The organism is Streptomyces sp. HPF1205 (genome assembly GCF_020400825.1).
Classification (GTDB): domain Bacteria; phylum Actinomycetota; class Actinomycetes; order Streptomycetales; family Streptomycetaceae; genus Actinacidiphila.
This window is the reverse complement of the sequence record NZ_JAINVH010000003.1, coordinates 329,050-352,012: the sequence shown is the minus strand read 5'-3', so window position 1 is coordinate 352,012 and position 22,963 is coordinate 329,050. Positions and strand designations below refer to the sequence as shown.

The window sequence follows — 22,963 nt, the reverse complement described above, 5'->3', positions numbered from 1 at the left end:
GAAAACATGCTCCGGGTTCCCCAGGCGGGTGATCATGTCCGCTGACCGTGTCGCCGGCCGCAGGCTGAACCGGTGGGTGCCGCGGCCGTCCGCCGTACCGGTGATCATGGGCACCGGCGCGGCGGTGATCGGCCTCCTCGACGTCGTCGGCGCGGTGTTCCCCGGCATGCGCAACGGCCGGATGCACGCCCTGGCCGCCGTCTTCCCGGGCACCGTCAGCTCCCTGGCCGCCGCCACCTCCGTCGTGACCGGCATCCTGCTGCTGATGCTCGCGCACGGCCTCAAACGCGGTAAGCAGCGGGCCTGGTGGGCCACCGTGGCGCTGCTGCCGGTCGGCGCCGCCACCCAGCTCATCTACCGGCACTCGGTCTTCGGCGCCCTCGTCTCGCTGGGCCTGCTGGTGCTGCTCGTGGTCAACCGCGCCGAGTTCACCGCCCTGTCCGACCCGCGCACCCGCTGGCGGGCCGGCGCCAACTTCGTCGGCCTCAGCGCCCTGGCCTTCTCGCTCGGCCTGGTCATCACCAGCGCCCACCCGTCCTCCGAGCGGGGCAACCCCGGCTTCCTCGACCGCTGCCAGCACGTGCTCTACGGCCTGTTCGGCGTGGTCGGCCCGGTGCAGTACACCAGCGACCGGGTCAACGACATCGTGGCGTACTCGCTGGGCGGCCTCGGCCTGCTCATCGCCTGCTCCACCGCCTACCTGCTGCTGCGCCCGGCCCGCCCCGTCGCCGAGCTCAGCGAGGCCGAGGAGGACCGGCTGCGCGCCCTGCTGGCCCGCCACGGCGGCCGCGACTCGCTGGGCCACTTCGCGCTGCGCCGCGACAAGTCCGTGGTCTTCTCGCCCAGCGGCAAGGCCGCCGTCTGCTACCGGGTGGTCTCCGGCGTGATGCTCGCCAGCGGCGACCCCATCGGCGACGTCGAGGCGTGGCCGGGGGCCATCGAGCAGTACATGGAGCTGGCCCGGGCGCACGCCTGGCTGCCCGCGGTCGTCGGCTGCAGCGAGACCGGCGGCGAGGTGTGGACCCGCGAGACCGGCCTGGACGCGCTGGAACTCGGCGACGAGGCCATCGTCAGGACCGCGGAGTTCACCCTGGAGGGCCGCGCCATGCGCAACGTCCGCCAGATGGTCAAGCGCATCGAGCGGTCGGGATACGAGACCAGGGTGCGCCGGGTCCGGGAGCTCACCGAGGACGAGAAGCAGGCGGTCCGCCTGGCCGCCGACGCCTGGCGCGGCACCGACACCGAACGCGGCTTCTCGATGGCGCTGGGCCGGTTCGGCGAGGAGGCCGACGGCGACTGCGTGGTCGTCACCGCCCACAAGGAGCGCGAGCCGGGCGCCCCGCACCCGGAGCTGGGCGACCTGCGGGCCGTGCTGCACTTCGTGCCCTGGGGCGAGGACGGCATGTCCCTGGAGCTGATGCGCCGCGACCGCGCCGCCGACCCCGGTCTCAACGAGCTGCTGATCGTCGCCGCCCTCCAGGAGGCGCCCAGGCTGGGCGTCGCGCGGGTCTCGCTGAACTTCGCGATGTTCCGCTCGGCCCTGGCCCGCGGCGAGCGGATCGGCGCGGGACCGGTGCTGCGCGGCTGGCGCGGCCTGCTGGTGTTCCTGTCCCGCTGGTTCCAGATCGAGTCGCTGTACAAGTTCAACGCCAAGTTCCAGCCCGAGTGGGTGCCGCGGTTCCTGGTCTTCCCGGGCAACCGCGACCTGCCCAGGATCGGCTTCGCCATCATGCAGGCCGAGGGCTTCGTCACCCTCTCCCTGCCGCTGCCGCAGGCCGTCCAGCGGTTCCTGCCCGGCCGCGCCAAGCGCACCACGCACCGCCACAAGCCCGGGTACGCCGCCGAGCCGGGAGCCGCCGCGGAGGACGACCCGGCCGCCGAGCGGCACAGCGCCGTCGCGTGACCCCGGCGCCCGCCGCACACCCCGCCCGGCGGGCGCGACCGGGGCGTGGCCCGGATCGCCGGGCCACGCCGCCGGTGCCGCGGCCGGGAAGCTTCACCGGCTCGCGACGCCCTAGGCTGGCCCCATGAGCCCTACACGTACGCCACCCGGCGCGCCGCCGGGCCCGCCCACGGGCCGCACCCGGCCGCTGGGGCTGCCGGAGTGGGACCGCTGCGCGGTCATGGGCGTGGTCAACGTCACGCCCGACTCCTTCTCCGACGGCGGGCAGTGGTTCGACCCCGAACTGGCCGTCAAGCACGGCCTGGACCTGGTGGCGCAGGGCGCGGACCTGGTGGACGTCGGCGGCGAGTCCACCCGGCCCGGCGCGGCCCGGGTCGACGAGGCCGAGGAGCTGCGCCGCGTGGTGCCCGTCGTCCGCGAACTCGCCGCGGCCGGCGTCCTGGTCAGCGTCGACACCATGCGCGCGTCCGTCGCCGAGCGGGCCTTGGCGGCCGGCGCCCGGCTGGTCAACGACGTCAGCGGCGGCCTCGCCGACCCCGCGATGGTGCCCGTGGTGGCCGCGGCCGGCGTGCCCTTCGTCGTCATGCACTGGCGCGGCCAGAGCATCGACATGAACAACCGGGCGGTCTACGGCGACGTGCTCGCCGAGGTGCTCGCCGAACTGCGGACCGGCCTGGAGCGGGCGGTCGGCGGCGGCATCGCGCCCGAACGGATCGTCGTCGACCCGGGCCTGGGCTTCGCCAAGGACGCCGGCCACGACCTGACCCTGCTGGCCCACCTGCCCGAGCTGCGGGCGCTCGGCCGGCCGCTGCTGGTCGCCGCCTCCCGCAAGCGCTTCCTCGGCCGGGTGCTGGCCGGCGAGGGCGGCGACCCGCCGCCGGCCCGCGAGCGCGACGCGGCCACCGCGGCCGTCACCGCCATCGCCGCCCGCGAGGGCGCCTGGGCGGTGCGCGTGCACGAGGTGCGGGCCAGCGCCGACGCGGTACGGGTGGCACGGGCGCTGGAGCGGCCCGGGGCCGGCGGACCGGACGCGGGCGGCGCGCGAGGCGGGGCCGCGCGGTGACCGCGCGTACCGCGGAGACGCGGGCCGTGGAGGCGGCCAACCAGGCGTTCTACGACGCCGTGGAGACCTCGGACCTGGACGCCCTGGAGCACATCGTCCTCACCGGCCCGCTGGCCGAGTCCGTCTCCGTCGTGCACCCCGGCTGGCCGGTGCTGCGCGGCCGGCGCGAGGTCATGCGCTCCTACGCGCTGATCATGGCCAACACCGAGTACATCCAGTTCTTCCTCACCGACGTGGAGGTCGCCGTCGACGGCGACACCGCCCTGGTGACCTGCACCGAGAACATCCTCACCGGCGGCCCCGCCGAGGACGACGGCTCGGCCGGCTCCCTGGTGGGCGGCCTGGTGGTGGCGACGAACGTCTTCCGCCGCACCTCCGCCGGGTGGCGGCTGTGGGTCCACCACGGCTCCCCGGTGCTCGCCGACGAGGACGAGACCGGCGCGGAGGACGGCGGCGACGGCGGCACGGACGAACCGGCCCTGTGACGTGGATTGGTCCCCCGGGCCCTCGGGTACGCCGGGGGCGTACGGGGCCCGCCCGGCGGGCGGTGGAAGGGCCCGCCCGGCGGGCGGCGAACGAAGCCCGGCGCGGGCGAACGGCGGAAAGCGAGTGAGTACGTGGATCGTGTCACCCTGCGCGGCCTGAGGGTCCGCGGCCACCACGGAGTGTTCAGCCACGAGCGGGAGAACGGCCAGATCTTCGTCGTCGACCTCGTGCTGGGCCTGGACACCTCCGCCGCCGCGGCGAGCGACGACCTGGAGCGGACCGTGCACTACGGTGTGGTCGCCGAGGAGGTCGCCGCGATCGTCTCCGGCGAACCGGTCGACCTGATCGAGACCCTGGCCCAGCGCATCGCCGACACCTGCCTCGGGCACGAGGCGGTCGAGGAGGTGGAGGTGACGGTCCACAAGCCGGACGCCCCGATCACCGTGCCCTTCGACGACGTGACCGTGACCATCACCCGGAGGCGCCCGTGAGTTCCGAGTCGCCCGAGTTCGCGCCCTTCCCCGACGAGTCCGAGCTGCCCGCCGTGGACCCGACCGTGCAGCCCGTGCCGGCCGCCGTCGTGGCCCGCGTCGACGCCGCCGACAGCACGCTGCAGAACCCGAGGACCGCGGTGATCGCCCTCGGCGGCAACCTCGGCAACCGCCTGGAGACCCTCCAGGGCGCGGTCGACGCGCTGGAGGACACCCCCGGGGTGCGGGTGAAATCCGTCTCACCGGTCTACGAGACCGAGCCGTGGGGCGTCCCGCCGGGCAGCCAGGCCGCCTACTTCAACGCGGTCGTCCTGATCCGCACCACACTGCCGCCGCGGGCGCTGCTGGAGCGCGGGCACGCCATCGAGGAGGCGTTCCGGCGGGTGCGCACCGAGCGGTGGGGGCCGCGCACCATCGACGTCGACATCGTCGCCTACCAGGACACGGTCAGCGACGACCCGGCCCTGACGCTGCCCCACCCGCGGGCGCACGAGCGCGCCTTCGTCCTCGTACCGTGGTACGACGTGGATCCCGCGGCCGTGCTCCCCGGGCACGGCCCCGTCGCGGACCTGCGGGCCGCGGTGGCGGACCAGGGGGTGGTGCGCCGCACCGACGTGGAACTCCGGCTGCCGGAGTAATCGTTGAGGGGACACGGCGGGAACGGCGCGGACGGCGTGAGACAGCAGAAGGCGGAGGCGGGCACCAGGTGAGGACGCTGCGGATCAGGACGCTGGTGGGGCTGTTCGTGATCGCCCTGGTCCTCTCATGGGCGGTGGCGCACCTGTGGGACCACGTCGGCACCCTGCCGGGCGTGCCCGTCGCCGCGCCCATCGTGCTGGCCCTCATCGCGGTCGCCCTGTTCGCCACGGCCCTGTCGCTGCGCGCCCGTCTGAAGGCGCAGCGCGAACGCCGCCCGGGCGCCAAGGGCGTCGACCCCCTCGCCGCCGCCCGCGCGGTCGTCTTCGGCCAGGCCAGCGCCCTTGTCGCCGCCGTCGTCTCCGGACTGTACGGGGGCGCCTGCGTCTACCTCATCATGTACAAGCTCGACATGGTCCCCCGCCGCCACCAGGCGGTCTACTCCGGCCTCGCCTTCCTCGCGGGCGTCGCCGTCGTCGCCGCGGCCATCTTCCTCGAACGCGTCTGCAAGCTCCCCGACGACCAGGACCCCCATCCGCCCGGCCGCCTCCACCACGGCCGCACCCGCTGAACCCGGGCCCCGGCGCGGGGGCGGGAGGCGGCCGGCCGGGTGCCGCGACTTGACCTCCGCCCACCGCGCGTGATTGCGTTCCGGCGTGAACGGAAAGAGCCTGCGACTGCACCGGAGGGTCCATCTGGACCTCGTCCGGTACGCGGGCTGCGTGTGTACGGCCGCGCGCTGAGCCGAGCGCGCCTCCGGCCCACCGTTCACCCTCGCGTCCGCCCGAGCCGCACATCCGCCGTCCCGCGCCCGTAGCCGCGGCCCGCGGACGGCAGCCGGCGGCGACGCGACCTCACCCGGGTTGGTACCCCTTGCCGCACACCACGTCACCCGCGACCGCTTCCGTCTCGGCGACCGCCCCCACCGCCGCCGACCTGCTCGACTTCGCCCGCGCCGCGGCCGCCGACCGGGACCTGGTCGCTCGCCTCCCGCTGGACCCCGAAGGACGCAGCTGGATCCGCCTGGAAGGCCCCGGCGGGGCCGAGGCGTGGCTGATCGGCTGGCCGCCCGGCGCCGAGACCGGCTGGCACGACCACGGCGGCTCGTACGGCGTCTTCGTGACCGCCGCGGGCGAGCTGACCGAGCAGTCGCTGGCCGTCCCGATCCCCACCGAGGGCTGGCGCGCGCTGGAACTGGCCGACGGCGTCGACCGCGAGCGGATCCTGCCGGAGGGCGGCGGCCGGGCGTTCGGCCGGGGCCACGTCCACCAGGTCGTCAACCGGTCCGGGAGCGTCCACGCCGTCTCCGTCCACGCCTACTACCCGCCGCTCCCGCTGATCCGCCGCTACAGTCGCCAGGGCGCCACCTTGCGGCTTGAGCTGGTCGAGCGCCCCGAGGAGTGGTGACGGTGACCACGCCGCGTTCCGTCGACGACCTGCTGGCCGCCGTACGCGAGGGCCTGGATCGGCTGACCCCCGCCGAGGCCGCACGGGCCGCCGCCAAGGGCGCCCTGCTCGTCGACATCCGCTACGGTGCCCTGCGCGACCGCGACGGCACCGTGCCGGGCGCCGTCATCGTCGAACGCAACGAGCTCGAATGGCGGCTCGACCCGCTGGGCACGCACCGCATCCCCCAGGCCACCGGCCACGACCTGCGGATCGTGGTCTTCTGCAACGAGGGCTACGCCTCCTCGCTGGCCGCCGCCTCCCTGCACGCCCTGGGTCTGACCCGCGCCACCGACCTGACCGGCGGCTTCCAGGCGTGGCGCGCGGCCGGCCTGCCGGTCACCCCGCCGGACGGCACCGCGACCACCCCCACCCCGCACATCGCGGCCGGCCCGCACGTACCGGACGGCGACTGACCACACCGGTCCTCACCCCGCCGGCTCACCCCACCGACTCGATCCGCACGTCCTCCCGCCGCGCCCCCGAGGAGTCCGCGCCCACCGATCGGCGCAGCGCCTCGTGCAGCCGGCCCGGGGTGAGCACGCCGAGGAAACGGGAGCCGTCGACCACGGCCACCCACCCGGCGTCGTACTGGAGCATCGTGCTGAACGCCCGCTTCAGCGAGGCCCCGACGGGCACCCACGCCTCCATCCGCCGGGCGTGGTCGCGGACGGTGCCGCCGCCCGCCGGGACGAGCGCCTCGGCCGGCACCCAGCCGTGCAGCGCGCCCGCCGCGTCCAGGACCACCGCCCAGCGCGAGCCCAGCGCGGCCAGCGCGTCCGCCGCGCGGCCGACCGGGTCGTCGAGGCGCACGGTGGGCGGCTGCTGAAGGTCGGAGGGCTCCACGGCGGTGACCGACAGCCGCTTCAGACCGCGGTCGGCGCCCACGAACCGCGCCACGTACGGCGTCGCGGGCGCTCCCAGCACGGCCGCCGGCCGGTCGTACTGCTCGATCCGGCCGTCCCCGTAGACGGCGATGCGGTCGCCGAGCCGGACCGCCTCCTCGATGTCGTGGGTGACGAACAGGACGGTCTTGCGCAGCCGCGACTGGAGCGCGTGGAACTCCGTCTGCAGCCGCTCGCGCACCACCGGGTCCACGGCGCCGAACGGCTCGTCCATCAGCAGCACCGGCGGGTCGGCGGCCAGCGCCCGCGCCACGCCGACCCGCTGCCGCTGCCCGCCGGAGAGCTGGTCGGGGTAGCGCGGCCCGAAGGTCCGCGGGTCCAGGCCCACCAGGTCCAGCAGTTCCGCGGCCCGGGCCCGGGCGGCGGCCTTCTTCCAGCCGAGCAGCGCGGGCACCGTCGCGGTGTTCTCCAGCACCGACCGGTGCGGGAACAGGCCCGACTGCTGGATCACGTACCCGATCCGCCGCCGCAGCGCGACCGGCTCCATCCCGGCGATGTCCTCGCCGTCCAGGAGGATCCGCCCGGACGTCGGCTCGATGAGCCGGTTGACCATCTTCATGGTGGTGGTCTTGCCGCAGCCCGACGGCCCGACGAGCGTGACCAGCTCTCCCGCCCCGACCTCGAACGACAGGTCCCGCACGGCGGCGGTGCCGTCGGGATAACGCTTGCCGACGTTCTCGAAACGAATCACGGGCACCGGATCGTACCCTCCGTTACCGGCCGCGCCGGGATTTTCGTCCGACTCGTCCGACGGTATGGCGAACGGCGGGATTCCGGCCGGCCGGGGTTAGGCTCGCCGCCACGGACAGTACGGGCGGGACGTCACGGGAGGTGAACTCGAATGGCCGTCACGCCGTTGGCGGTTCACGGCACCGGCGGGGTCGCCGCGATTCCCGCTCATGGAATTCGCGGGATCGCCAAGATTTCCGGAATTCCCGGGGCTCCCGCCGCGTCCGGGATTCCCGGCCCTCCCGCGGTCGGCGCGACCGGCGGCGGCCCGGAAAACTGCCTGACGGCGAACGCCTGGATCTGCGGCCGCTACCTGCGCGAATACCGCCAGGAACTCGCCGACGCCACCGTGCAGCACCTGTGGATCACGGCCGCCTCGGTGGCGTTGGGCCTGCTCATCGCCTTCCCGCTGGCGCTGGTCGCCCGCCGCCTGCGATCGCTGGCCGGCCCGGTGCTGGCGGTCACGACCGTGCTCTACACCATTCCGTCCCTGGCGATGTTCTCGCTGCTGCTCCCGGTCTACGGAATCTCGCCCTCGCTCGTCGTCACCGGGCTGGTGCTGTATTCCCTGACCATTCTGGTGCGCAATGTCCTGGCCGGGCTGCGCGCGGTTCCCGCCGATGTCACCGAATCCGCTCGGGCGCTTGGATACGGGCCGACCCGGCTGCTGTTCGCCGTCGAACTCCCGCTCGCCCTGCCCGCCGTGATGGCCGGAGTGCGTATCGCCACCGTTTCCACCGTCGCCCTCACCACGGTCGGGGCGATCATCGATTACGGGGGGCTCGGCAATCTCCTGGTCGACGGCATCAACCGGAATTTCAGGGCGCAGGTACTGGCCGCCTCCGTGCTCTGCGTCGTCCTGGCGCTGGCGGCCGACGCGCTGCTGCTCGGCGTCCAGTGGCTGCTGACCCCGTGGACCCACCGCCGCCGCGGCCGTACGGCGGAGGCCGGGCCCGCGGCACCGGGCCGCGCGGCGGAGGCCGACGGTGCCGACGCTGCCGAAGGGGCGGTGGCGCCGTGAACGCGGCCGGCGGGGCCTGGCACTGGCTCACCACCCGCGCCCACTGGTCGGGGACCGACGGCGTGACGCACCGGCTGGGCGAGCACCTGTACTTCACCGGCGTCTCGCTCGGCCTCGCGCTGGCGATCGCGCTGCCCGTCGCCCTCGTCCTCGGCCACTACGGCAGGGGCGGCGCCGTCGCCGTCACCCTCGCCCACGCCGGCCGCGCCGTACCCACCTTCGCCGTACTGACCCTGCTGCTGATCGCCTTCGGCTCCGGCAGCGACTGGCCGGTGATCGCGGCGCTGGTGCTGTTCGCCGTGCCGCCGCTGCTCACCAACGCCTACGTGGGGATGCGCGAGGTGGACCCCGACGTGGTGGAGGCGGCGCGCGCGGCGGGCATGACGGGCGGCCAGGTGCTGCTGCGCGTCGAACTGCCGCTGGCCTTCCCGCTGATCTGGACCGGCGTCAGATCCGCCACCGTCCAGGTGGTGGCCACCGCCACACTCGCCGCGATGGCCGGGTTCGGCGGACTCGGCCGCGTCATCACGGCCGGTTTCGCCCGGCAGACCACCGCCCAGGTGGTCGCGGGCGCGGTGCTGGTCGCCGTCCTGGCGCTGCTGGTCGAGGCGGCCTGCCTGGCCCTGCAGCGGCTGCTCGACCCGATGCGGCGACCGCGCCGCCGGTCCGTACTCCCCGCCGCGAGGAGCGTGAGGCCATGAGCGCGAGCGACCAGAGACGCGGAAGCGGTCGCGGTGGCGGGGCCTCGGGTTGGCACGCAGGCGGCGGGCGGGCGCGGCGCCGCCTGCCGCGGGTCCTGGCCGCGGCCCTGGTGCTCACCGCGGGAGCGGGCGCCGCCGCCGCGGCCGGATGCGGGGGCCCCAGCCTGGAGAGCAGGGCCGCCGGTTCCGCCTCGCCCGGCGCGGGCGGCGGACGCGGGAGCCTGGTGATCGGCTCCGCCGGGTTCACCGAGAGCGCCGTGCTCGCCCAGTTGTACGCCAAGCTGCTGGCAGCCGCCGGCTACCGCACCTCCGTACGGACCCTCCAGGACCGCGAGCTGTACGAACCGGCGCTGGAGCAGGGGCGGATCGACGTGGTGCCGGAGTACGCGGCCACGTTCGCCGACTTCCTCGGCGCCAAGGTGAACGGACCGCACGCGCGGCCGGTCGCCTCCCCGGACCTGCGCGCCACCGTGACCGCGCTGACCCGGCTGGCCTCGGCACGCGGACTGCGCGTTCTCCCGGCGGGCAAAGCCGTCGACCAAAATGCCTTCGCGGTACGCAAGGACTTCGCCCGGCGCCATCACCTCACCACCCTTTCCGATCTTGGCGCGGCCAAGATCGGGATCACATTGGCCGCGGGCGACGAATGCGTCGAACGGCCGTTCTGTGAACCGGGGTTGAAGTCGGTCTACGGCATCGACATCACCGGAATCGACCCCAAAGGCGTCGGCACCCCGCTGGCCAAGCAGGCCGTGAAGGACGGCACCGACCAGATGGCGCTCACCACGACCACCGACGCCACCCTCGGCCAGTACGGCCTCGTGACTCTCGCCGACGACAAGCACCTGCAGAACGCGGACTACGTGCTGCCCGTGGTCAACGCCGCGCACGCGGGCGCCCCCGAGGTCGCCGCCGCCCTCGGCCGGCTCACCGCCGTGCTCACCACCGCCGATCTCGCCGCACTCGACGAGCAGGTGGACGCCGAGCGGCGCAAGCCCGCCGACGCCGCGGCCGGCTACCTGAGGTCAAAGGGGCTCACGCGGTCGCGGGGAAGCGGCGGCGGGAATTCGGGCCCCGGCTCGTCCGGCGGTCAAAGGCCCCGAAAATAAAGCCGCCCCGGCGCCCCACGGCCGCGTGACGCACGCTAAATTTCTGGCCATGCCCCGAGGACGCCACCGCCATTCCCAGCCACTGCACCGGTTGCTGCCGCCGTTGACCGTCGCGGCCTGCGCCGTGGCATTCGCCGCCGCCGCCTTCCTCCTCGGTGATACGGGCGTGATCCGCGCGCTCACCGCGGCCACGGCGGTCGCCGCGTGCGTGGGCGCGGCGCTGGCCCGCACCTGGGACCGGTCGGCCGGCCGTGAGGTCGCCGATCTGACGGCGGCCCGGGTGCGCGACGAGTGGCGCACCGACGAGCGGGTCGCCGAGCTGGAGACGGACCTGGAGGAGTCCCGGGAGATCCGCGGGCGGCTGGAGAAGAAGCTGCGCGGCAAGCGGGCGGAGCTGGCCCGGCTGCGCACCGAGCACGCGGACCTGCTGCGGCGGTACGCCACCGCGGAGAGCGAGCGGGCGCGGGCCCTGGAGGCCCGCCGCAGGCTGCAGATCGAGGGCGCGGCGGGGCAGCAGCTCGCCCTCACCACGGGCGCCAAGCCGGTCGGGCCCGCCGCGTACCTCAAGGCGGCCGAGGCACTCAAGTCGCTGTCGCGCAACGGGGCGAGGCAGCAGGCCCAGCGGACCGTCGAGGAGGCGCGGCGCCGCGAGGCCGCCGCCCCCGAGGAGCCCCAGGGACGCCACGCCGCCGACGGCGCCGCCCCCGCCGCGCCGGACCCGGGCGCCGCGCAGAAGACCCCGGCCGGCCTGCCCGTACGCGAGCACCGGCTGGTCCCGGCGGTGGCCGCCGCCGTCCTGCCCTACGCCCAGCCCGCCCGCCCCGCGAACGCCTCCGGCAACCGGGCGATCGGCGGCTTCGACTTCTTCGGCACCCACAAGCGCCCCGCACTGCCCGCCCTCTCCGGTGGGACGGACGGACCCGCACCGGCGCCCGAGGCCGAGGCCGGGGACGGGGCCGAGACCGGGCCAGGTGCCGAGGCCGGGGCCCGGCCCGCCCGCCCCGAGGACCGCGGCCCGGCCCCCGGCCCGGCCCGGGAGCACGACCGGGCCGCCGCTCCCGAGGCGACCGCCTCCGAGGTCATCGACCTGACGGCCCACGACGACACCGAGCAGCTCGACATGCGGGAACTGCGGGCCAAGGCGTAGCCCTTCACGCCGCCCGGTTCTCGGCGCCCCCGGGCACGTCCCGGGGGCTACTTGTCGATGTCGCCGACCACGAAGAACATCGAGCCCAGGATCGCCACCATGTCCGCCACGAGGGTCCCCGGCAGCAGCACGGTCAGGGCCTGGACGTTGTTGAACGAGGCCGAGCGGAGCTTGAGGCGGTACGGGGTCTTGTCGCCCTTCGAGACCAGGTAGTAGCCGTTGATGCCCAGCGGGTTCTCGGTCCAGGCGTAGGTGTGGCCCTCGGGGGCCTTGAGGACCTTCGGCAGCCGCTGGTTGACCGGCCCCGGCGGGAGCTCCGCGAGCCGGTCCAGGCAGGCGGCGGCCAGGTCCAGGGCATTGTGCGTCTGGTCGAGCAGGACCTCGAACCGGGCGAGGCAGTCGCCCTCCTCACGGGTGGCGACCTTCAGCACGCCGCCCAGCTCCCCGTACGCCAGGTACGGCTCGTCCCGCCGCAGGTCGAAGTCGACGCCGCAGGCGCGGGCGATGGGGCCGCTGACGCCGAAGCCGTGCACGTCCCGGGCCGTGAGCACGCCGATGCCGCGGGTGCGGCCGCGGAAGATCTCGTTGCCGAGCACCAGGTCGTCGAAGCGGTCCATCCGGGCCCGGACCGAGGCGACCGCGTGCCGGGCCCGCCCGAGCCATCCGGCGGGAAGGTCCTCTTTCAGCCCCCCGACCCGGTTGAACATGTAGTGCATCCGGCCCCCGGAGACCTCCTCCATCACGTGCTGCAGCTCCTCGCGCTCGGCGAAGGCGTAGAAGATCGGCGTGATCCCGCCCAGCTCCAGCGGGTACGAGCCCAGGAACATCAGGTGGTTCAGCACCCGGTTCAGCTCGGCCAGCAGCGTGCGCAGCCACACCGCCCGCTCCGGCACCTCCATGCCGAGCATCCGCTCGACCGCCAGCACCACGCCCAGTTCGTTGGAGAACGCCGACAGCCAGTCGTGCCGGTTGGCCAGCATCACGATCTGCCGGTAGTCCCGCGCCTCGAACAGCTTCTCCGCGCCCCGGTGCATGTAGCCCACGACCGGCTCCGCGCTGCTGATCCGCTCCCCGTCCAGCACCAGGCGCAGCCGCAGCACGCCGTGCGTCGACGGGTGCTGCGGCCCGATGTTCAGCACCATGTCGGTGCCCTCGGCCGCACCGCCGATCCCGATCGTGGTCCGCGTCATGCCCCCATCCTCTCAGCACCCCCGCGCCCCGCGGTCAGCGGATACGCGGCCGGGTACGGGGGCCGGGCACGTCGGCCGGCCGCGGGCCCGCGGCCGGCCGAAGCGGACGTGCCGCACGCTCGTGCCCCGACCCCACGGCGGCGGTGTCCGCCCACAGCGGATCCGCCGAGGGCGTGACGCCTTCCCCGGCACGGGCCGCGGCGGGCACGGTGGACGGCATGGATCTTCTGGTGCTGGGCGGTACGGAATTCGTGGGGCGCGCGGTCGTCGAGGAGGCGCTGGGGCGGGGGTGGCGGGTGACGGTCTTCCACCGCGGCCGCCACCCTGCCCCGCCGGGCGTGCGGGTGCTGACGGGCGACCGCGCGACCGGTGACCTGGGCGCCCTGGCCCGCGGGGAGTGGGACGCGGTCGTCGACACCTGGTCGGGCCCGCCCCGGGCGGTCGCGGACGCGGCGGCCGTCCTCGGCCGCCGGGTGGGCCGGTACGCCTACATCTCCAGCCGCTCCGTCTACGCCTACCCGGTGCCCGCCCCTCTGGACGAGACCGCGCCGGTCGTCGAAGGCGGCGACGGGGACTACGCGGCCGTCAAGCGCGGCGGCGAACTCGCGGCACTGGAGGCGTACGGGGACGCGGCGCTGCTGGTGCGGGCCGGGCTCGTCCTGGGGCCGTGGGAGAACGTCGGCCGGCTGCCGTGGTGGCTGCGCCGCATCGCCGAGGGCGGCGACGTCCTCGCGCCCGGCCCGCGCGAGCTGGAACTGCAGTACATCGACGTGCGCGATCTGGCCGCCTGGACGCTCGACGCCGTCGCCGCCCGGCGCTCCGGCCCGTACAACCTGGTCAGCGAGCCGGGCCACGCCACCATGGGCGCCCTCCTCGACGCGTGCGCGCACGTCACCGGCTCAGGGGCGCGCCTGCGCTGGGCGGACCCCGAGGTGATCACGGAGGCGGGGATCGAGGGCTGGACGGATCTGCCGGTCTGGCTGCCGCCGGGCGAGCTGTACGAGTCGGTGCACCGCGGCGACGTCGGCAAGGCCCTCGCGGCCGGCCTGAGGTGCCGCCCCGTGACCGAGACCGTCCGCGACACATGGGACTGGCTCCGCTCCCTCCCCGGCCCCCCGCCCCTGCGCCCGGACCGCCCGGCCCCGGGCCTCGCACGTGACAAGGAGGCGGCGGTGCTGGCGCGCCTGTGAGGAGCGCCGGCGCCGCCGCTCGGCTCACGTACTCCCGCCGAGCAGCCCCGCGCACGCGGCCCCCATCGGCGTGGCGACCCAGGTGAAGGAGCCCAGGCCGGACGGGTCGGTCAGCTCGGCGGCGTGGGAGGCGGCTGAGAGCGCCCGTACGTAGGCCGCCGGGTCCGTCGTGGCCAGGGCGAGCGGCGGGCGGGCGGCGGACAGGCCGAGGGCGCGCAGGGCGTCGCGCTGGGGGACGAGGGCGCCGCCGCCGGGGAGGGAGTCCAGGGCCACGTGGGCGGTCAGGTCGCAGGAGCCGTCCGGGACGGGCGCGACCTGGCGGCCGGCCCGGTAGCCGGTGAGGGTGCCGTACGGGGGCCGGGCCGCCGCTGTGTGGCCGTAGTCGACGGCGACGGCCAGCCCCTCGCGCACGTGGCCGAGGGCGCGGCCCCAGGCGTCGTCGCGGGAGGCGCCGATCTCCGCCCGCCACGCGCCCCCGGCGGGAGCCTGCCACCACCGGCTCAGCCACTCCTCGTCGCGCGGGTCGAGGCGGCCGCCGAGCCGTTCCCCGCCGTCCGGCCGGACCAGCACGTAGCGCGGTGTCCCGTCCCGGCCGGCCCGGGCCACGTCCAGGGGCACGTTGTCGAGCCACTCGTTGGCCAGCAGCAGGCCCCGTACTCCCGCCGGCGGCCGCGCGGTCCAGGTGACGCGCGGGTCGAGGCCGCCGGGGCGCGGCGCCCGCTCGACGGCGAAGACCCGCAGCCGCGCGGCCGGCCCCGGCCCGACGGCCGCCAGGACGGCGGCGGACAGCTCGCCGCGCCCGGCGGCCATGTCCACGAAGTCCAGGGGGCCGGGCCGGCCCAGCGCGTCGTCCACGCGCAGCAGCAGGCGGGCGACCGCGGCGGCGAACAGCGGCGAGGCGTGGACGGAGGTGCGGAAGTGGGCCGCGGGGGACTCGCGCAGGAAGAACCCGCCGGGCCCGTACAGGGCCCGCTCCATGGCCTCGCGCCAGCGCACGTACGGGTCGGACACCGTGCCAACGGTAGGTCACGGCGGGTGGGCCCGGTCACAAGGCGCCCTCGCGGGGAACCCGAGGCGCCCCGCGGCACGTCCCAGAACCGGGGCGGTGTGTCACCCGGGGCCGGTAGGGTTCCGGATACCACAGGCCGCGGCGGATCCGCGCGGTGTGTGGTCCGCAAGGCAGTACGAGGGAGTGGACAGCGGATGACGGCCGGACACGACGGCACCCCGGAGAACGACGACCCGTTCGCGTATCTCTACCGGTCCGACGGCGGTGAGCAGCCCGACCCCGCCCAGTACCAGGGGCAGGGCCCCGGCCAGGCCACGCCGCGCGTGCCGCGCACCTCGTACAACCAGGTGCAGCGGGTCGGCGAGCGCCGCGTCCCGCAGCCGGGCGCCGGGCAGCAGGGCGGGTACGGCTACCCGCAGCAGCAGGGCGGTTACGGCTACCCGCAGCAGCAGTACGGGCAGCAGCAGGGCTACGGGCAGGAGCAGCCGTACGGCACCCGCGAGTACACCGCGCCGCAGCAGCAGCCCCCCGGCGGCGGCGGTCGCCGCGGGTACCAGGACGGCCCGCCGGCCCCGAACCGCAAGGGCCTGCTCATCGCGGCCGTGGCAGTCGTCGCGGCCGTGGCGATCGGCATCACCGTCGCGGTGGTGAACGGCTCGGGCGACAGCGGCAAGAAGAACACCGCGGACACCCACCCCACCACCGCGCCCGCCACCTCGACCGCGCCGAGCACGCAGCCGACCCCGTCCGCGGCGCCGACGCCGTTCGCCTCCAAGCCGGTCGACGCGGCCACCCTCACGCTGGCCGGCGGCGCCCAGACCAGCACCCAGTGGCCGGGCGCCAACGCGGCGGGCGGCACCTACGTGGACCACATGACCGCGGTGGGCGCCTCGGCGACCTGGAACGTTACGGTGCCGGAGGACGGCCCGTACACGCTGTTCATCAGCTACGGCAACGCGGGCGCCGACGCCAACCTCACCCTGGTCGTCAACGGCACGCCCCGCACCGACCCGGTGAACCTGAGGAACTACGGCCACTACACCGACTGGTCCAAGGCGTGGGACAACCACACCTACAACTGGCTGAACCTGAAGAAGGGCCCCAACACCCTCACCCTGGCCTGCGGGCCGAACCAGCAGTGCGGGGTGAACCTCGACCAGGTGTGGCTCAAGCAGGGCCAGGTCACGAAGTAGGCCGGGTCACGAAGTAAGCCGGGTCACGGAGCAAGCCGGGTCACGAAGTAAACCCGGTCACGGAGCAGGCCGGGTACGGGCGGGCCGGGGCGCGGGCCTCACACCGGCGCCCCCACCCGCACCCGGGTCAGCAGCCGCTCGTAGGCCGCGCGGTCGTACTCCCCGGCCGCCGGGGCCAGCACCGTCGCCGCCGAGACGGCGACCGCCCGGGCCAGGCGGTCCGGCCAGGACAGGCCGTCGGCGAGTCCGGACAGCAGGCCGGCCACCGCCGAGTCGCCGGCGCCCGCGGGATTGCCGGACAGCCGCCCGCCCGGCGGCGCGGCCTGCCACTCGCCCTCGTCGGTGACCGCGAGCATGCCGTCGGGGCCCAGCGAGACGGCCACCGCGCGGGCGCCGCGGCGCCGGGCCACCTGGGCGGCCCTGGCGGGCTCCGACATGCCGGTCAGCGCCCGCAGTTCCTCGGCGTTGGGCTTGATCAGGTCCGGGCGGGCGGCCAGCCCGCGGCGCAGCGGCTCGCCGCTGGTGTCCAGCAGGGCGTAGACGCCGGCCGCGCGGGCCTCGCGCACCAGTTCGGCATAGGCGCCGACCGGCAGGCCCGGCGGCAGGCTGCCGCACAGCGCGACCGCCCTGGCCTCGCCCGAGGCCAGCAGCTCGCGGTAGGCGGCCAGGAACCGCGCCCACTCGGCCGTCGTGACGGTCGGACCGGCCTCGTTGAACATCGTGGTGTCCCCGGTCCGCTCGTCGACCACGCCGACCGTGCGGCGGGTGGATCCGGCGATCGGCACCAGCGCGTCGGTGATCCGCTCGGCGTACGGCACCTCGGCCAGCCGGCGGCGCAGCTCGTCGCCCGCCGCGCCCCCGGCGAACCCGGTGACGACCGCGTGCCGGCCGAGCGCGGCCAGCACCCGGGCCGCGTTGATGCCTTTGCCGCCGGGCCGTTCCGCGGTGTCGAGGACCCGGTGGGTGGCATGGGGGCGCAAGGAGGCGACCCGGTAGGTCACGTCCAGCGCGGCGTTCAGCGTGACGGTGATGATCACCCGTTGATGATGGCAAAGACACGGCGGTCGGCCCAGACCGGGCCGACCGCCTTTACCCACCTGTTGACGACATGACTGCCCGTAATACGGCGGAAGTCCGCTTCCGCGGGCCGGGGGCCGGGCGGGCGTACTACGCCGGACGTACCACCCACTCGCCCTTGCGCATGACACCCACCAGGTCGAACGCCGCGTCAAGGACCACCAGGTCCGCGTCCTTGCCCGGCTCCAGCGAGCCGATCCGGTCCGCCATGCCCAGCAGCCGCGCCGGGGTGGCCGACACGGCGCGCACCGCGTCGGCCAGGGAGATGCCGTCGAGCGTCACCGCCCGCTTGAAGGCGGTGTCCAGGGTGAGCGTGGACCCGGCGATCGAGCCGCCCTCCACCAGCCGCGCCACGCCCTCGCGCACCTCGACCTTCATCGGGCCCAGGTCGTACATCCCGTCGCCGAACCCGGCCGCGTCCATGGCGTCGGTGATGAAGGCGATCCGGTCCGGTCCGGCGCCCCGGCAGGCCAACTGGAGGACGGCGGGGTGCAGGTGGGTGCCGTCGTTGATCAGCTCCACGGTGACCCGCTCGTCCTCCAGCAGCGCGGCGATCGGCCCGGGCTGCCGGTGCTGGAGCGGCGGCATCGCGTTGAACAGGTGGGTGGCCACGGTGGCGCCCGCGTCGATGGCCTCGCGGGTCTGCTCGTACGTGGCGTCGGTGTGGCCGATCGCGGCGATCACCCCGAGCCCGGCAAGCAGCCGCACCGACTCGATGCCGCCGGGCAGCTCCGCGGCCAGCGTGAGCATCCGGGCCTGCCCGCGCGCGGCCTTGACGAGTTCCAGGACCTCGGCCGGGTCGGGGTGGCGAAGCAGCCCTTCGTCGTGCGCGCCCTTGCGGCACGGCGAGATGAACGGGCCCTCGTAGTGGATGCCCGCCAGGTCGCCCTGCTCGGCGAGTTCGGACAGCAGCCCGGCCTGGCGGGCCAGGGCGGCCGGCGACTCGGTGACGGTGGAGGCCACCACGGTCGTCGTGCCGTGCTCGCGGTGGGTGCGCACCGCGGTGAGGACCTCCTCGGCGGTGCCGGAGGTGAACGAGGCGCCGCCGCCGCCGTGGTTGTGGATGTCCACGAAGCCGGGGACGATCGTGTACCCGCGGCCGGCCATGTCGTGGGTGGCCCGCTCGGCCGGCTCGTCGGCCACGATCGCGGTGCCCTCGACCGTGATCCGGCCGCCCTCCACCACGCCTGACGGCAGGACCACACGGGCCCCCGCCAGCACCGTGCGCTGCGTTGTCGATACGGGGGCCATCAGGCGCTTACCTCCACGGAGACGAGATCCCAGGCGAGCAGGCCCGCGCCCAGGCAGCCGGCGGTGTCCCCGAGAGCGGCGGGGACGATCAGGGGCAGTTGCTGGAAGGTGACCCGTTCCCCGACGGCCGCCCGCAGCGGTTCGAAGAGGGTGTCGCCGGCCTCGGCCAGGCCGCCGCCGACGACGATCACCCGGGGGTCGAGCAGGGTGAGACCGGTGACCAGGCCGGCCGCGAGCGCGTCCACCGCCTCGTGCCAGACCGGCAGCGCGCGGGGGTCGCCGGCCTCGACGGCCCGCGCGCAGCCCGCGGCGTCCGCGTCCGGGTCCCCGGTGGCCGCCGCCCAGGCGCGCGAGACCGCGCCGGCCGAGGCGAGCGCCTCCAGGCAGCCGCGCTGCCCGCAGCCGCACGCGGGCCCGTCCGGCCGCACCACGATGTGCCCGATCTCGCCCGCGCAGCCGTGCGCGCCCGCCTCGATCCGGCCGCCGATGCCGATGGCCCCGGCGATCCCGGTGCCCAGCGCCACGAACAGGAAGCGGTCCGCGCCGCGGCCCGCCCCCATCCGGCCCTCGGCGAGCCCGCCGGCGCGCACGTCGTGGCCCAGCGCCACCGGCAGGCCGAGCCGCTCGGCGAGCGCCGAACGCAGCGGCACGTCCCGCCAGCCCAGGTTGGCCGCGTACACGGCGACGCCGTCCGCCTCGTCGACGATGCCGGGAACGGCGACGCCCGCCGCGGCGGCGCTCTCGCCGTACTCGCGCAGGCCGTGCTCGCGCAGGGAGGCGGCGAAGTCGAGGATCCCGGCCACCACGGCCCGCGGGCCGCGCTCCCGGCCGGTGGGGCGGCGTGCCCGGTGCAGCAGCGTGCCGTCCGCGGCGACGAGGGCGGCCTTCATCCCCGTGCCGCCCACATCGAGGGCGATGACATGTCTCACGGGGGACAGTCTCCCGTGCCACCCCCATAAAGGTCTAGTCCACTCGTCGGCCGAAGCTCCGGGCAACCGTGCCCCCCCGATACCGAAGCGATATCACCCGTGGTGTAGACCTTGGGGAAAGGTATGGGAGACTCGGCGCTTCCACATGCGTACGTCCCCTGTGCCGGGTAAGGCGGTTCGGCGCGGTCACAAAGGCGGTAAGGGTGCAGCGAAGACTTCTGGGGCTGGCGGCGGCCGGCCTTTCTTCCGTTCTGGCGATCGGTACCCTGAGCGGCTGCGGCGGCAGTTCACCGCTGAGCCACAACGTCACCCTGCACGTGGTCGCCGCCGACTACGGCGACCCGAAGACCGGCAACAGCTCCACCAAGTACTGGGACGACATGGCGCGTTCCTTCGAGGCGGACAACCCGCACATCAAGGTCGACGTGGAAGTCGTCGACTGGGACCACGTGGACGACAAGGTCGCCGCGATGGTCAAGGCCGGCCGGGCGCCCGACATCGCTCAGATCGGCTCGTACGCGGCCTACGCGGCCAAGGACCAGCTCTACAGCGCCGACGACCTCTTCCCGGTCAGCATGCAGGCCGACTTCATCCCCTCGCTGGCCGTCGCGGGCTCGGTCAACCACGTCCAGTACGGCATACCGTGGGTCTCCAGCTCCCGGATGTTCTTCTACAACAAGAAGCTCTTCCGCAAGGCCGGCATCACCAAGGCCCCGCAGACCTGGCACGACGTCAAGGAAGACGCCGTCGAACTCAAGGCGCACGGCGTGCGGATGCCCTACGGGCTGCCGCTGGGCCCCGAGGAGGCGCAGGCCGAGGCGCTGATGTGGATGCTGGGCGCGCAGGGCGGCTACACCGACACCGTCGGCAGCTACACCTTCGACTCGGCCGCCAACGTCCAGGCCCTCGCCTGGGTGAAGAAGAACCTGGTCGACGCCAAGCTGGTCGGCCCCGGCGACCCGGCGGCGACCAACCGCCGCGACGTCTTCGCCGCCTTCCTGGCCGGCAAGGCCGGCATGATCAACGGCCACCCCACCCTGCTCGCGCAGGCCAAGGCGGCCGGCATCGAGGTCGGCGTGGTCCCGCTGCCGGGCAGGACCGGCCCGAGCTCCGACACCCTGGGCGTCGCCGACTGGATGATGGCCTTCAAGCAGAACGGCAACCTCGACGCCGACGGCAAGTTCCTGACGTTCGTCTACCAGGAGAAGAACTCCGTCAGGTTCCTCGACGAGTACGGGCTGCTGCCGGTGACCACCACCGCGTCGGAGGCCATGCGCACGAACCCCAAGGACCACGACCTCGTCCAGTTCCTCAACCTGCTGCCCGAGGCCGTCTTCTACCCGGTCGACAAGACGTCGTGGGGTCCGGTCAGCGACCAGGTCAAGAAGACGATCGGCCAGGCCGTCCACACCGACCCCAAGCAGGTGCTGAGCAACCTGCAGCGGTTCGCGCAGTCGGCGGACGCGGCGAAGTAGGCTGGCCGCCCGGTGGCGAGGCGACCGGGAAGGCGACCGGGAGGTGGCGGTGACCGCTGAGGAACTGTCGGCGCGGGACCGCGCCGTGCTCGACCTCGCGGCCTGCGCCTTCACCGGCCCGGGGCCGCGCGAGCGGGCGGTCCGCGAGCGGCTCGGCCTGTCGCCGACCGCCTACTTCCAGCTCCTCAACGCCCTGCTCGACGACCCCAGGGCACTGCGGTACGACCCCGTGACCGTCGCCCGCCTGCGCCGCGAACGCGACCGCGGCCGGGCCGAACGCGACTGAGGCGGATCCCGGCCCGGGCCCTCGGGCCCGCCCGCCGGGATCTGCGACCGTGCGCCGTCGGTGCACCGGGCACCGCGCGAGTAAGGTCGACGGCATGGGACCCGCCGACATCCTCAGCCCGCACACGCCCGAGGGGAAGGAGGGCCTGGCCGCACTGCTGGCGCACCCCGAACGCGCGGTGGTCGCCCTCGACTTCGACGGCACCCTCGCCCCGATCGTCGCCGACCCCGAGCAGGCCCGCGCGCTCCCGGGCGCGGCCCCCGCGCTGGCCCGCCTGGCCCCGCGCCTGGCCGCCGTCGCCGTGGTCACCGGCCGCCCCGCCGGGGTCGCGGTGCGCTACGGCGGCTTCGCCGGGGTGCCCGGGCTGGACCACATGGTCGTACTGGGCCACTACGGCGCCGAGCGGTGGGACGCGCGCACCGGCGAGGTCCGCACCCCCGGCGACCACCCCGGGGTCACCGCCGTGCGCGCGGAACTGCCCGGCTTCCTCGACCGGATCGGCGCCTGGCGCGGCACCTGGATCGAGGACAAGGGAGGGCGGGCCGTCGCCGTCCACACCCGGCGTACCGAGGACCCCGACGCCGCCTTCGCGGCCCTGCGCGAGCCGCTGGCCGAGCTGGCCCGGCGCCACGACCTGATGGTCGAGCCCGGCCGCTACGTGCTGGAACTGCGGCCGCCCGGCGTCGACAAGGGCGTCGCCCTGTCCGCCTACCTGCGGGAGGTCGGCGCCGACGCGGTGCTGTACGGGGGCGACGACCTCGGCGACCTCGCGGCCTACGGGGCCGTGGAGGACCTGCGCGGCAAGGGCATGGCCGGCGTGCTGGTGGCCAGCGCCGGCACCCCCGAGACCCCCCGCGAGCTGCTGGACCGGGCCGACCTCGCCGTCCCCGGCCCCGAGGGCATCGTCGCCCTCCTGAACGCCCTCGCGGACGCGCTGGGCTGACGGGCTCAGACCTTGACGATCTCGACGGCGGGACCGCACAGGAGGGTGAGGTCCTGCGGGTCGGAGGTCAGGACGGTGACCGGGGGCGGGCAGTCGCGGGCGATCGCGGCGAAGACGGCGTCGATGGCGTACTCGTGCCCGTGCAGGCCGTTCGCCCGCAGGAGTTCGGCGGCACGGTCGGCGCTCTCGCGGGTGACGTCGTGGACGTCCACGCGGGAGAGCACCCACTTGATGCGGGCCGGGTGGACCCTTGCGTAATCCGCTTCAAGGGTGGTCATGGCGGTGGTCGCCACACGTATGCCCTCCCGCTGCGCGGCCAGGATCAGCGATGCGACGAATCGGTCTTTACCGTAGAGCTTGGACAGGCCTTCACAGTCCAGCATGAGCGTGCCGGGCATCAAGCGGCGTTCCGGTCGGTGGCCTTGCGGTGGTCGTGGCGCAGTACGGCCCGAGCCGCTTCGACCTCTTCTTCGGTCAGCGGATCATTGTCGACCTCGAAATCCGCCACGATCTCGCCGAGCTTGTCCATCGCCACCTTGTGCTCGAGGGCTTCGGCGACGTACGCCGAGAACCCCCCGGCACCTACATGCCGGCGCGCAGCCTCGGCGAGACCCTCCGGCAGGCTGATCGAGTACTTCTTGACTCCGCTCATGCCTCAAATGCTACCAACGGTAGGAAAAATTCAAGCTTTGATCATCCTGTCAGCGCCCGCAGCTGGTCGAGGAACCAGCGGGAGGGCGGGAGGGCGGTCGCCGCGTCGGCGAGGCGTTTGGTGCGGGCGGC

25 protein-coding genes are annotated in these 22,963 nt (G+C 74.8%); 17 read left to right on the top strand and 8 right to left on the bottom strand.

What is annotated here, in order from left to right; translation table 11 throughout:
• Nucleotides 1–34 precede the first annotated feature (34 nt).
• From K7G61_RS05595 to K7G61_RS05560, 8 genes are all read left to right on the top strand, one after another.
• Entirely contained in the window at nt 35–1,903 is a 1,869-nt protein-coding gene (locus tag K7G61_RS05595) for a phosphatidylglycerol lysyltransferase domain-containing protein (protein WP_225845481.1), read from the top strand.
• 220 nt (nt 1,904–2,123) lie between these two features.
• Nucleotides 2,124–2,966, top strand: coding sequence for a dihydropteroate synthase (folP, locus tag K7G61_RS05590; protein WP_225845582.1), 843 nt, complete (start codon nt 2,124–2,126; stop codon nt 2,964–2,966).
• Entirely contained in the window at nt 2,963–3,451 is a 489-nt protein-coding gene (locus K7G61_RS05585; RefSeq protein ID WP_225845480.1) for a nuclear transport factor 2 family protein, read from the top strand. Before folP ends, K7G61_RS05585 begins: the two co-directional genes overlap by 4 nt.
• A gap of 132 nt (nt 3,452–3,583) precedes the next feature.
• The gene (gene folB, locus K7G61_RS05580) at nt 3,584–3,943 is read left to right on the top strand and encodes a dihydroneopterin aldolase (protein ID WP_225845479.1); all 360 of its coding nucleotides are present in this window, start codon (nt 3,584–3,586) and stop codon (nt 3,941–3,943) included.
• Nucleotides 3,829–4,581 (top strand): 2-amino-4-hydroxy-6-hydroxymethyldihydropteridine diphosphokinase, encoded by a 753-nt coding sequence (folK, locus tag K7G61_RS05575; protein WP_263983950.1) that lies wholly within the window; start codon nt 3,829–3,831, stop codon nt 4,579–4,581. The genes folB and folK overlap by 115 nt, the downstream gene beginning before the upstream one ends.
• A gap of 68 nt (nt 4,582–4,649) precedes the next feature.
• The gene (locus tag K7G61_RS05570; RefSeq protein WP_225845477.1) at nt 4,650–5,150 is read left to right on the top strand and encodes a DUF3180 domain-containing protein; all 501 of its coding nucleotides are present in this window, start codon (nt 4,650–4,652) and stop codon (nt 5,148–5,150) included.
• A 302-nt stretch (nt 5,151–5,452) separates the two neighbouring features.
• The gene (locus K7G61_RS05565) at nt 5,453–5,986 is read left to right on the top strand and encodes a cysteine dioxygenase (protein ID WP_225845476.1); all 534 of its coding nucleotides are present in this window, start codon (nt 5,453–5,455) and stop codon (nt 5,984–5,986) included.
• Between the two features lie 2 nt (nt 5,987–5,988).
• Nucleotides 5,989–6,441: a rhodanese-like domain-containing protein gene (locus K7G61_RS05560; protein ID WP_374204063.1), complete on the top strand. Its 453-nt coding sequence runs from the start codon at nt 5,989–5,991 to the stop codon at nt 6,439–6,441.
• Nucleotides 6,442–6,466: 25 nt separating this feature from the next.
• Here the strand turns inward: K7G61_RS05560 and K7G61_RS05555 are convergent, their stop codons facing one another.
• Nucleotides 6,467–7,621, bottom strand: a complete 1,155-nt coding sequence (locus K7G61_RS05555) for an ATP-binding cassette domain-containing protein (RefSeq protein WP_225845474.1) — start codon at nt 7,619–7,621, stop codon at nt 6,467–6,469.
• A 150-nt stretch (nt 7,622–7,771) separates the two neighbouring features.
• Between K7G61_RS05555 and K7G61_RS05550 the strand changes: the two genes are divergently transcribed.
• The 4 genes from K7G61_RS05550 to K7G61_RS05535 are packed head-to-tail and all read left to right on the top strand — an operon-like array spanning nt 7,772 to nt 11,637.
• Nucleotides 7,772–8,680, top strand: coding sequence for an ABC transporter permease (locus K7G61_RS05550; protein WP_225845473.1), 909 nt, complete (start codon nt 7,772–7,774; stop codon nt 8,678–8,680).
• Nucleotides 8,677–9,381 carry an ABC transporter permease gene (locus tag K7G61_RS05545; protein WP_225845472.1) on the top strand — a complete coding sequence of 235 codons (705 nt, stop codon included), beginning with the start codon at nt 8,677–8,679 and terminating at the stop codon, nt 9,379–9,381. The genes K7G61_RS05550 and K7G61_RS05545 overlap by 4 nt, the downstream gene beginning before the upstream one ends.
• On the top strand, nt 9,378–10,490 hold the full coding sequence (locus tag K7G61_RS05540) for an ABC transporter substrate-binding protein (protein WP_225845471.1): 1,113 nt from the start codon (nt 9,378–9,380) through the stop codon (nt 10,488–10,490). The genes K7G61_RS05545 and K7G61_RS05540 overlap by 4 nt, the downstream gene beginning before the upstream one ends.
• A gap of 49 nt (nt 10,491–10,539) precedes the next feature.
• Complete coding sequence (locus K7G61_RS05535) at nt 10,540–11,637, top strand: hypothetical protein (RefSeq protein WP_225845469.1); 1,098 nt, start codon at nt 10,540–10,542, stop codon at nt 11,635–11,637.
• A gap of 47 nt (nt 11,638–11,684) precedes the next feature.
• Here the strand turns inward: K7G61_RS05535 and K7G61_RS05530 are convergent, their stop codons facing one another.
• Entirely contained in the window at nt 11,685–12,827 is a 1,143-nt protein-coding gene (locus K7G61_RS05530; RefSeq protein ID WP_225845467.1) for an NADH-quinone oxidoreductase subunit D, read from the bottom strand.
• 218 nt (nt 12,828–13,045) lie between these two features.
• Between K7G61_RS05530 and K7G61_RS05525 the strand changes: the two genes are divergently transcribed.
• The gene (locus K7G61_RS05525) at nt 13,046–14,017 is read left to right on the top strand and encodes an NAD-dependent epimerase/dehydratase family protein (protein WP_225845465.1); all 972 of its coding nucleotides are present in this window, start codon (nt 13,046–13,048) and stop codon (nt 14,015–14,017) included.
• Between the two features lie 24 nt (nt 14,018–14,041).
• Here K7G61_RS05525 and K7G61_RS05520 read toward each other — a convergent pair whose 3' ends face one another.
• Nucleotides 14,042–14,995, bottom strand: coding sequence for an SAM-dependent methyltransferase (locus K7G61_RS05520; RefSeq protein WP_225845581.1), 954 nt, complete (start codon nt 14,993–14,995; stop codon nt 14,042–14,044).
• Nucleotides 14,996–15,220: 225 nt separating this feature from the next.
• Here K7G61_RS05520 and K7G61_RS05515 point away from each other — a divergent pair, with 225 nt between their 5' ends.
• A complete protein-coding gene (locus tag K7G61_RS05515; RefSeq protein WP_225845464.1) occupies nt 15,221–16,219 on the top strand; it encodes a CBM35 domain-containing protein in 999 nt (332 codons plus the stop codon).
• Between the two features lie 98 nt (nt 16,220–16,317).
• Here the strand turns inward: K7G61_RS05515 and K7G61_RS05510 are convergent, their stop codons facing one another.
• The 3 genes from K7G61_RS05510 to K7G61_RS05500 form a co-directional block, all read right to left on the bottom strand.
• A complete protein-coding gene (locus K7G61_RS05510) occupies nt 16,318–17,256 on the bottom strand; it encodes a 1-phosphofructokinase family hexose kinase (protein ID WP_225845462.1) in 939 nt (312 codons plus the stop codon).
• Between the two features lie 130 nt (nt 17,257–17,386).
• Entirely contained in the window at nt 17,387–18,547 is a 1,161-nt protein-coding gene (nagA, locus tag K7G61_RS05505) for an N-acetylglucosamine-6-phosphate deacetylase (RefSeq protein WP_225845461.1), read from the bottom strand.
• A complete protein-coding gene (locus K7G61_RS05500; protein WP_225845460.1) occupies nt 18,547–19,476 on the bottom strand; it encodes an ROK family protein in 930 nt (309 codons plus the stop codon). The genes nagA and K7G61_RS05500 overlap by 1 nt, the downstream gene beginning before the upstream one ends.
• Nucleotides 19,477–19,679: 203 nt before the next feature.
• On the opposite strand from K7G61_RS05500, the gene K7G61_RS05495 reads away from it, so the two are divergent.
• From K7G61_RS05495 to otsB, 3 genes are all read left to right on the top strand, one after another.
• Complete coding sequence (locus K7G61_RS05495; protein ID WP_225845458.1) at nt 19,680–20,951, top strand: extracellular solute-binding protein; 1,272 nt, start codon at nt 19,680–19,682, stop codon at nt 20,949–20,951.
• Nucleotides 20,952–21,000: 49 nt separating this feature from the next.
• The gene (locus K7G61_RS05490; RefSeq protein WP_225845456.1) at nt 21,001–21,237 is read left to right on the top strand and encodes a DUF3263 domain-containing protein; all 237 of its coding nucleotides are present in this window, start codon (nt 21,001–21,003) and stop codon (nt 21,235–21,237) included.
• Nucleotides 21,238–21,331: 94 nt separating this feature from the next.
• On the top strand, nt 21,332–22,180 hold the full coding sequence (gene otsB, locus K7G61_RS05485; RefSeq protein WP_225845455.1) for a trehalose-phosphatase: 849 nt from the start codon (nt 21,332–21,334) through the stop codon (nt 22,178–22,180).
• A gap of 5 nt (nt 22,181–22,185) precedes the next feature.
• Here the strand turns inward: otsB and K7G61_RS05480 are convergent, their stop codons facing one another.
• Both K7G61_RS05480 and K7G61_RS05475 read right to left on the bottom strand, forming a co-directional pair.
• Entirely contained in the window at nt 22,186–22,578 is a 393-nt protein-coding gene (locus K7G61_RS05480; RefSeq protein ID WP_225845454.1) for a DNA-binding protein, read from the bottom strand.
• A complete protein-coding gene (locus tag K7G61_RS05475; RefSeq protein WP_225845453.1) occupies nt 22,578–22,832 on the bottom strand; it encodes a hypothetical protein in 255 nt (84 codons plus the stop codon). The genes K7G61_RS05480 and K7G61_RS05475 overlap by 1 nt, the downstream gene beginning before the upstream one ends.
• Nucleotides 22,833–22,963 lie beyond the last annotated feature (131 nt).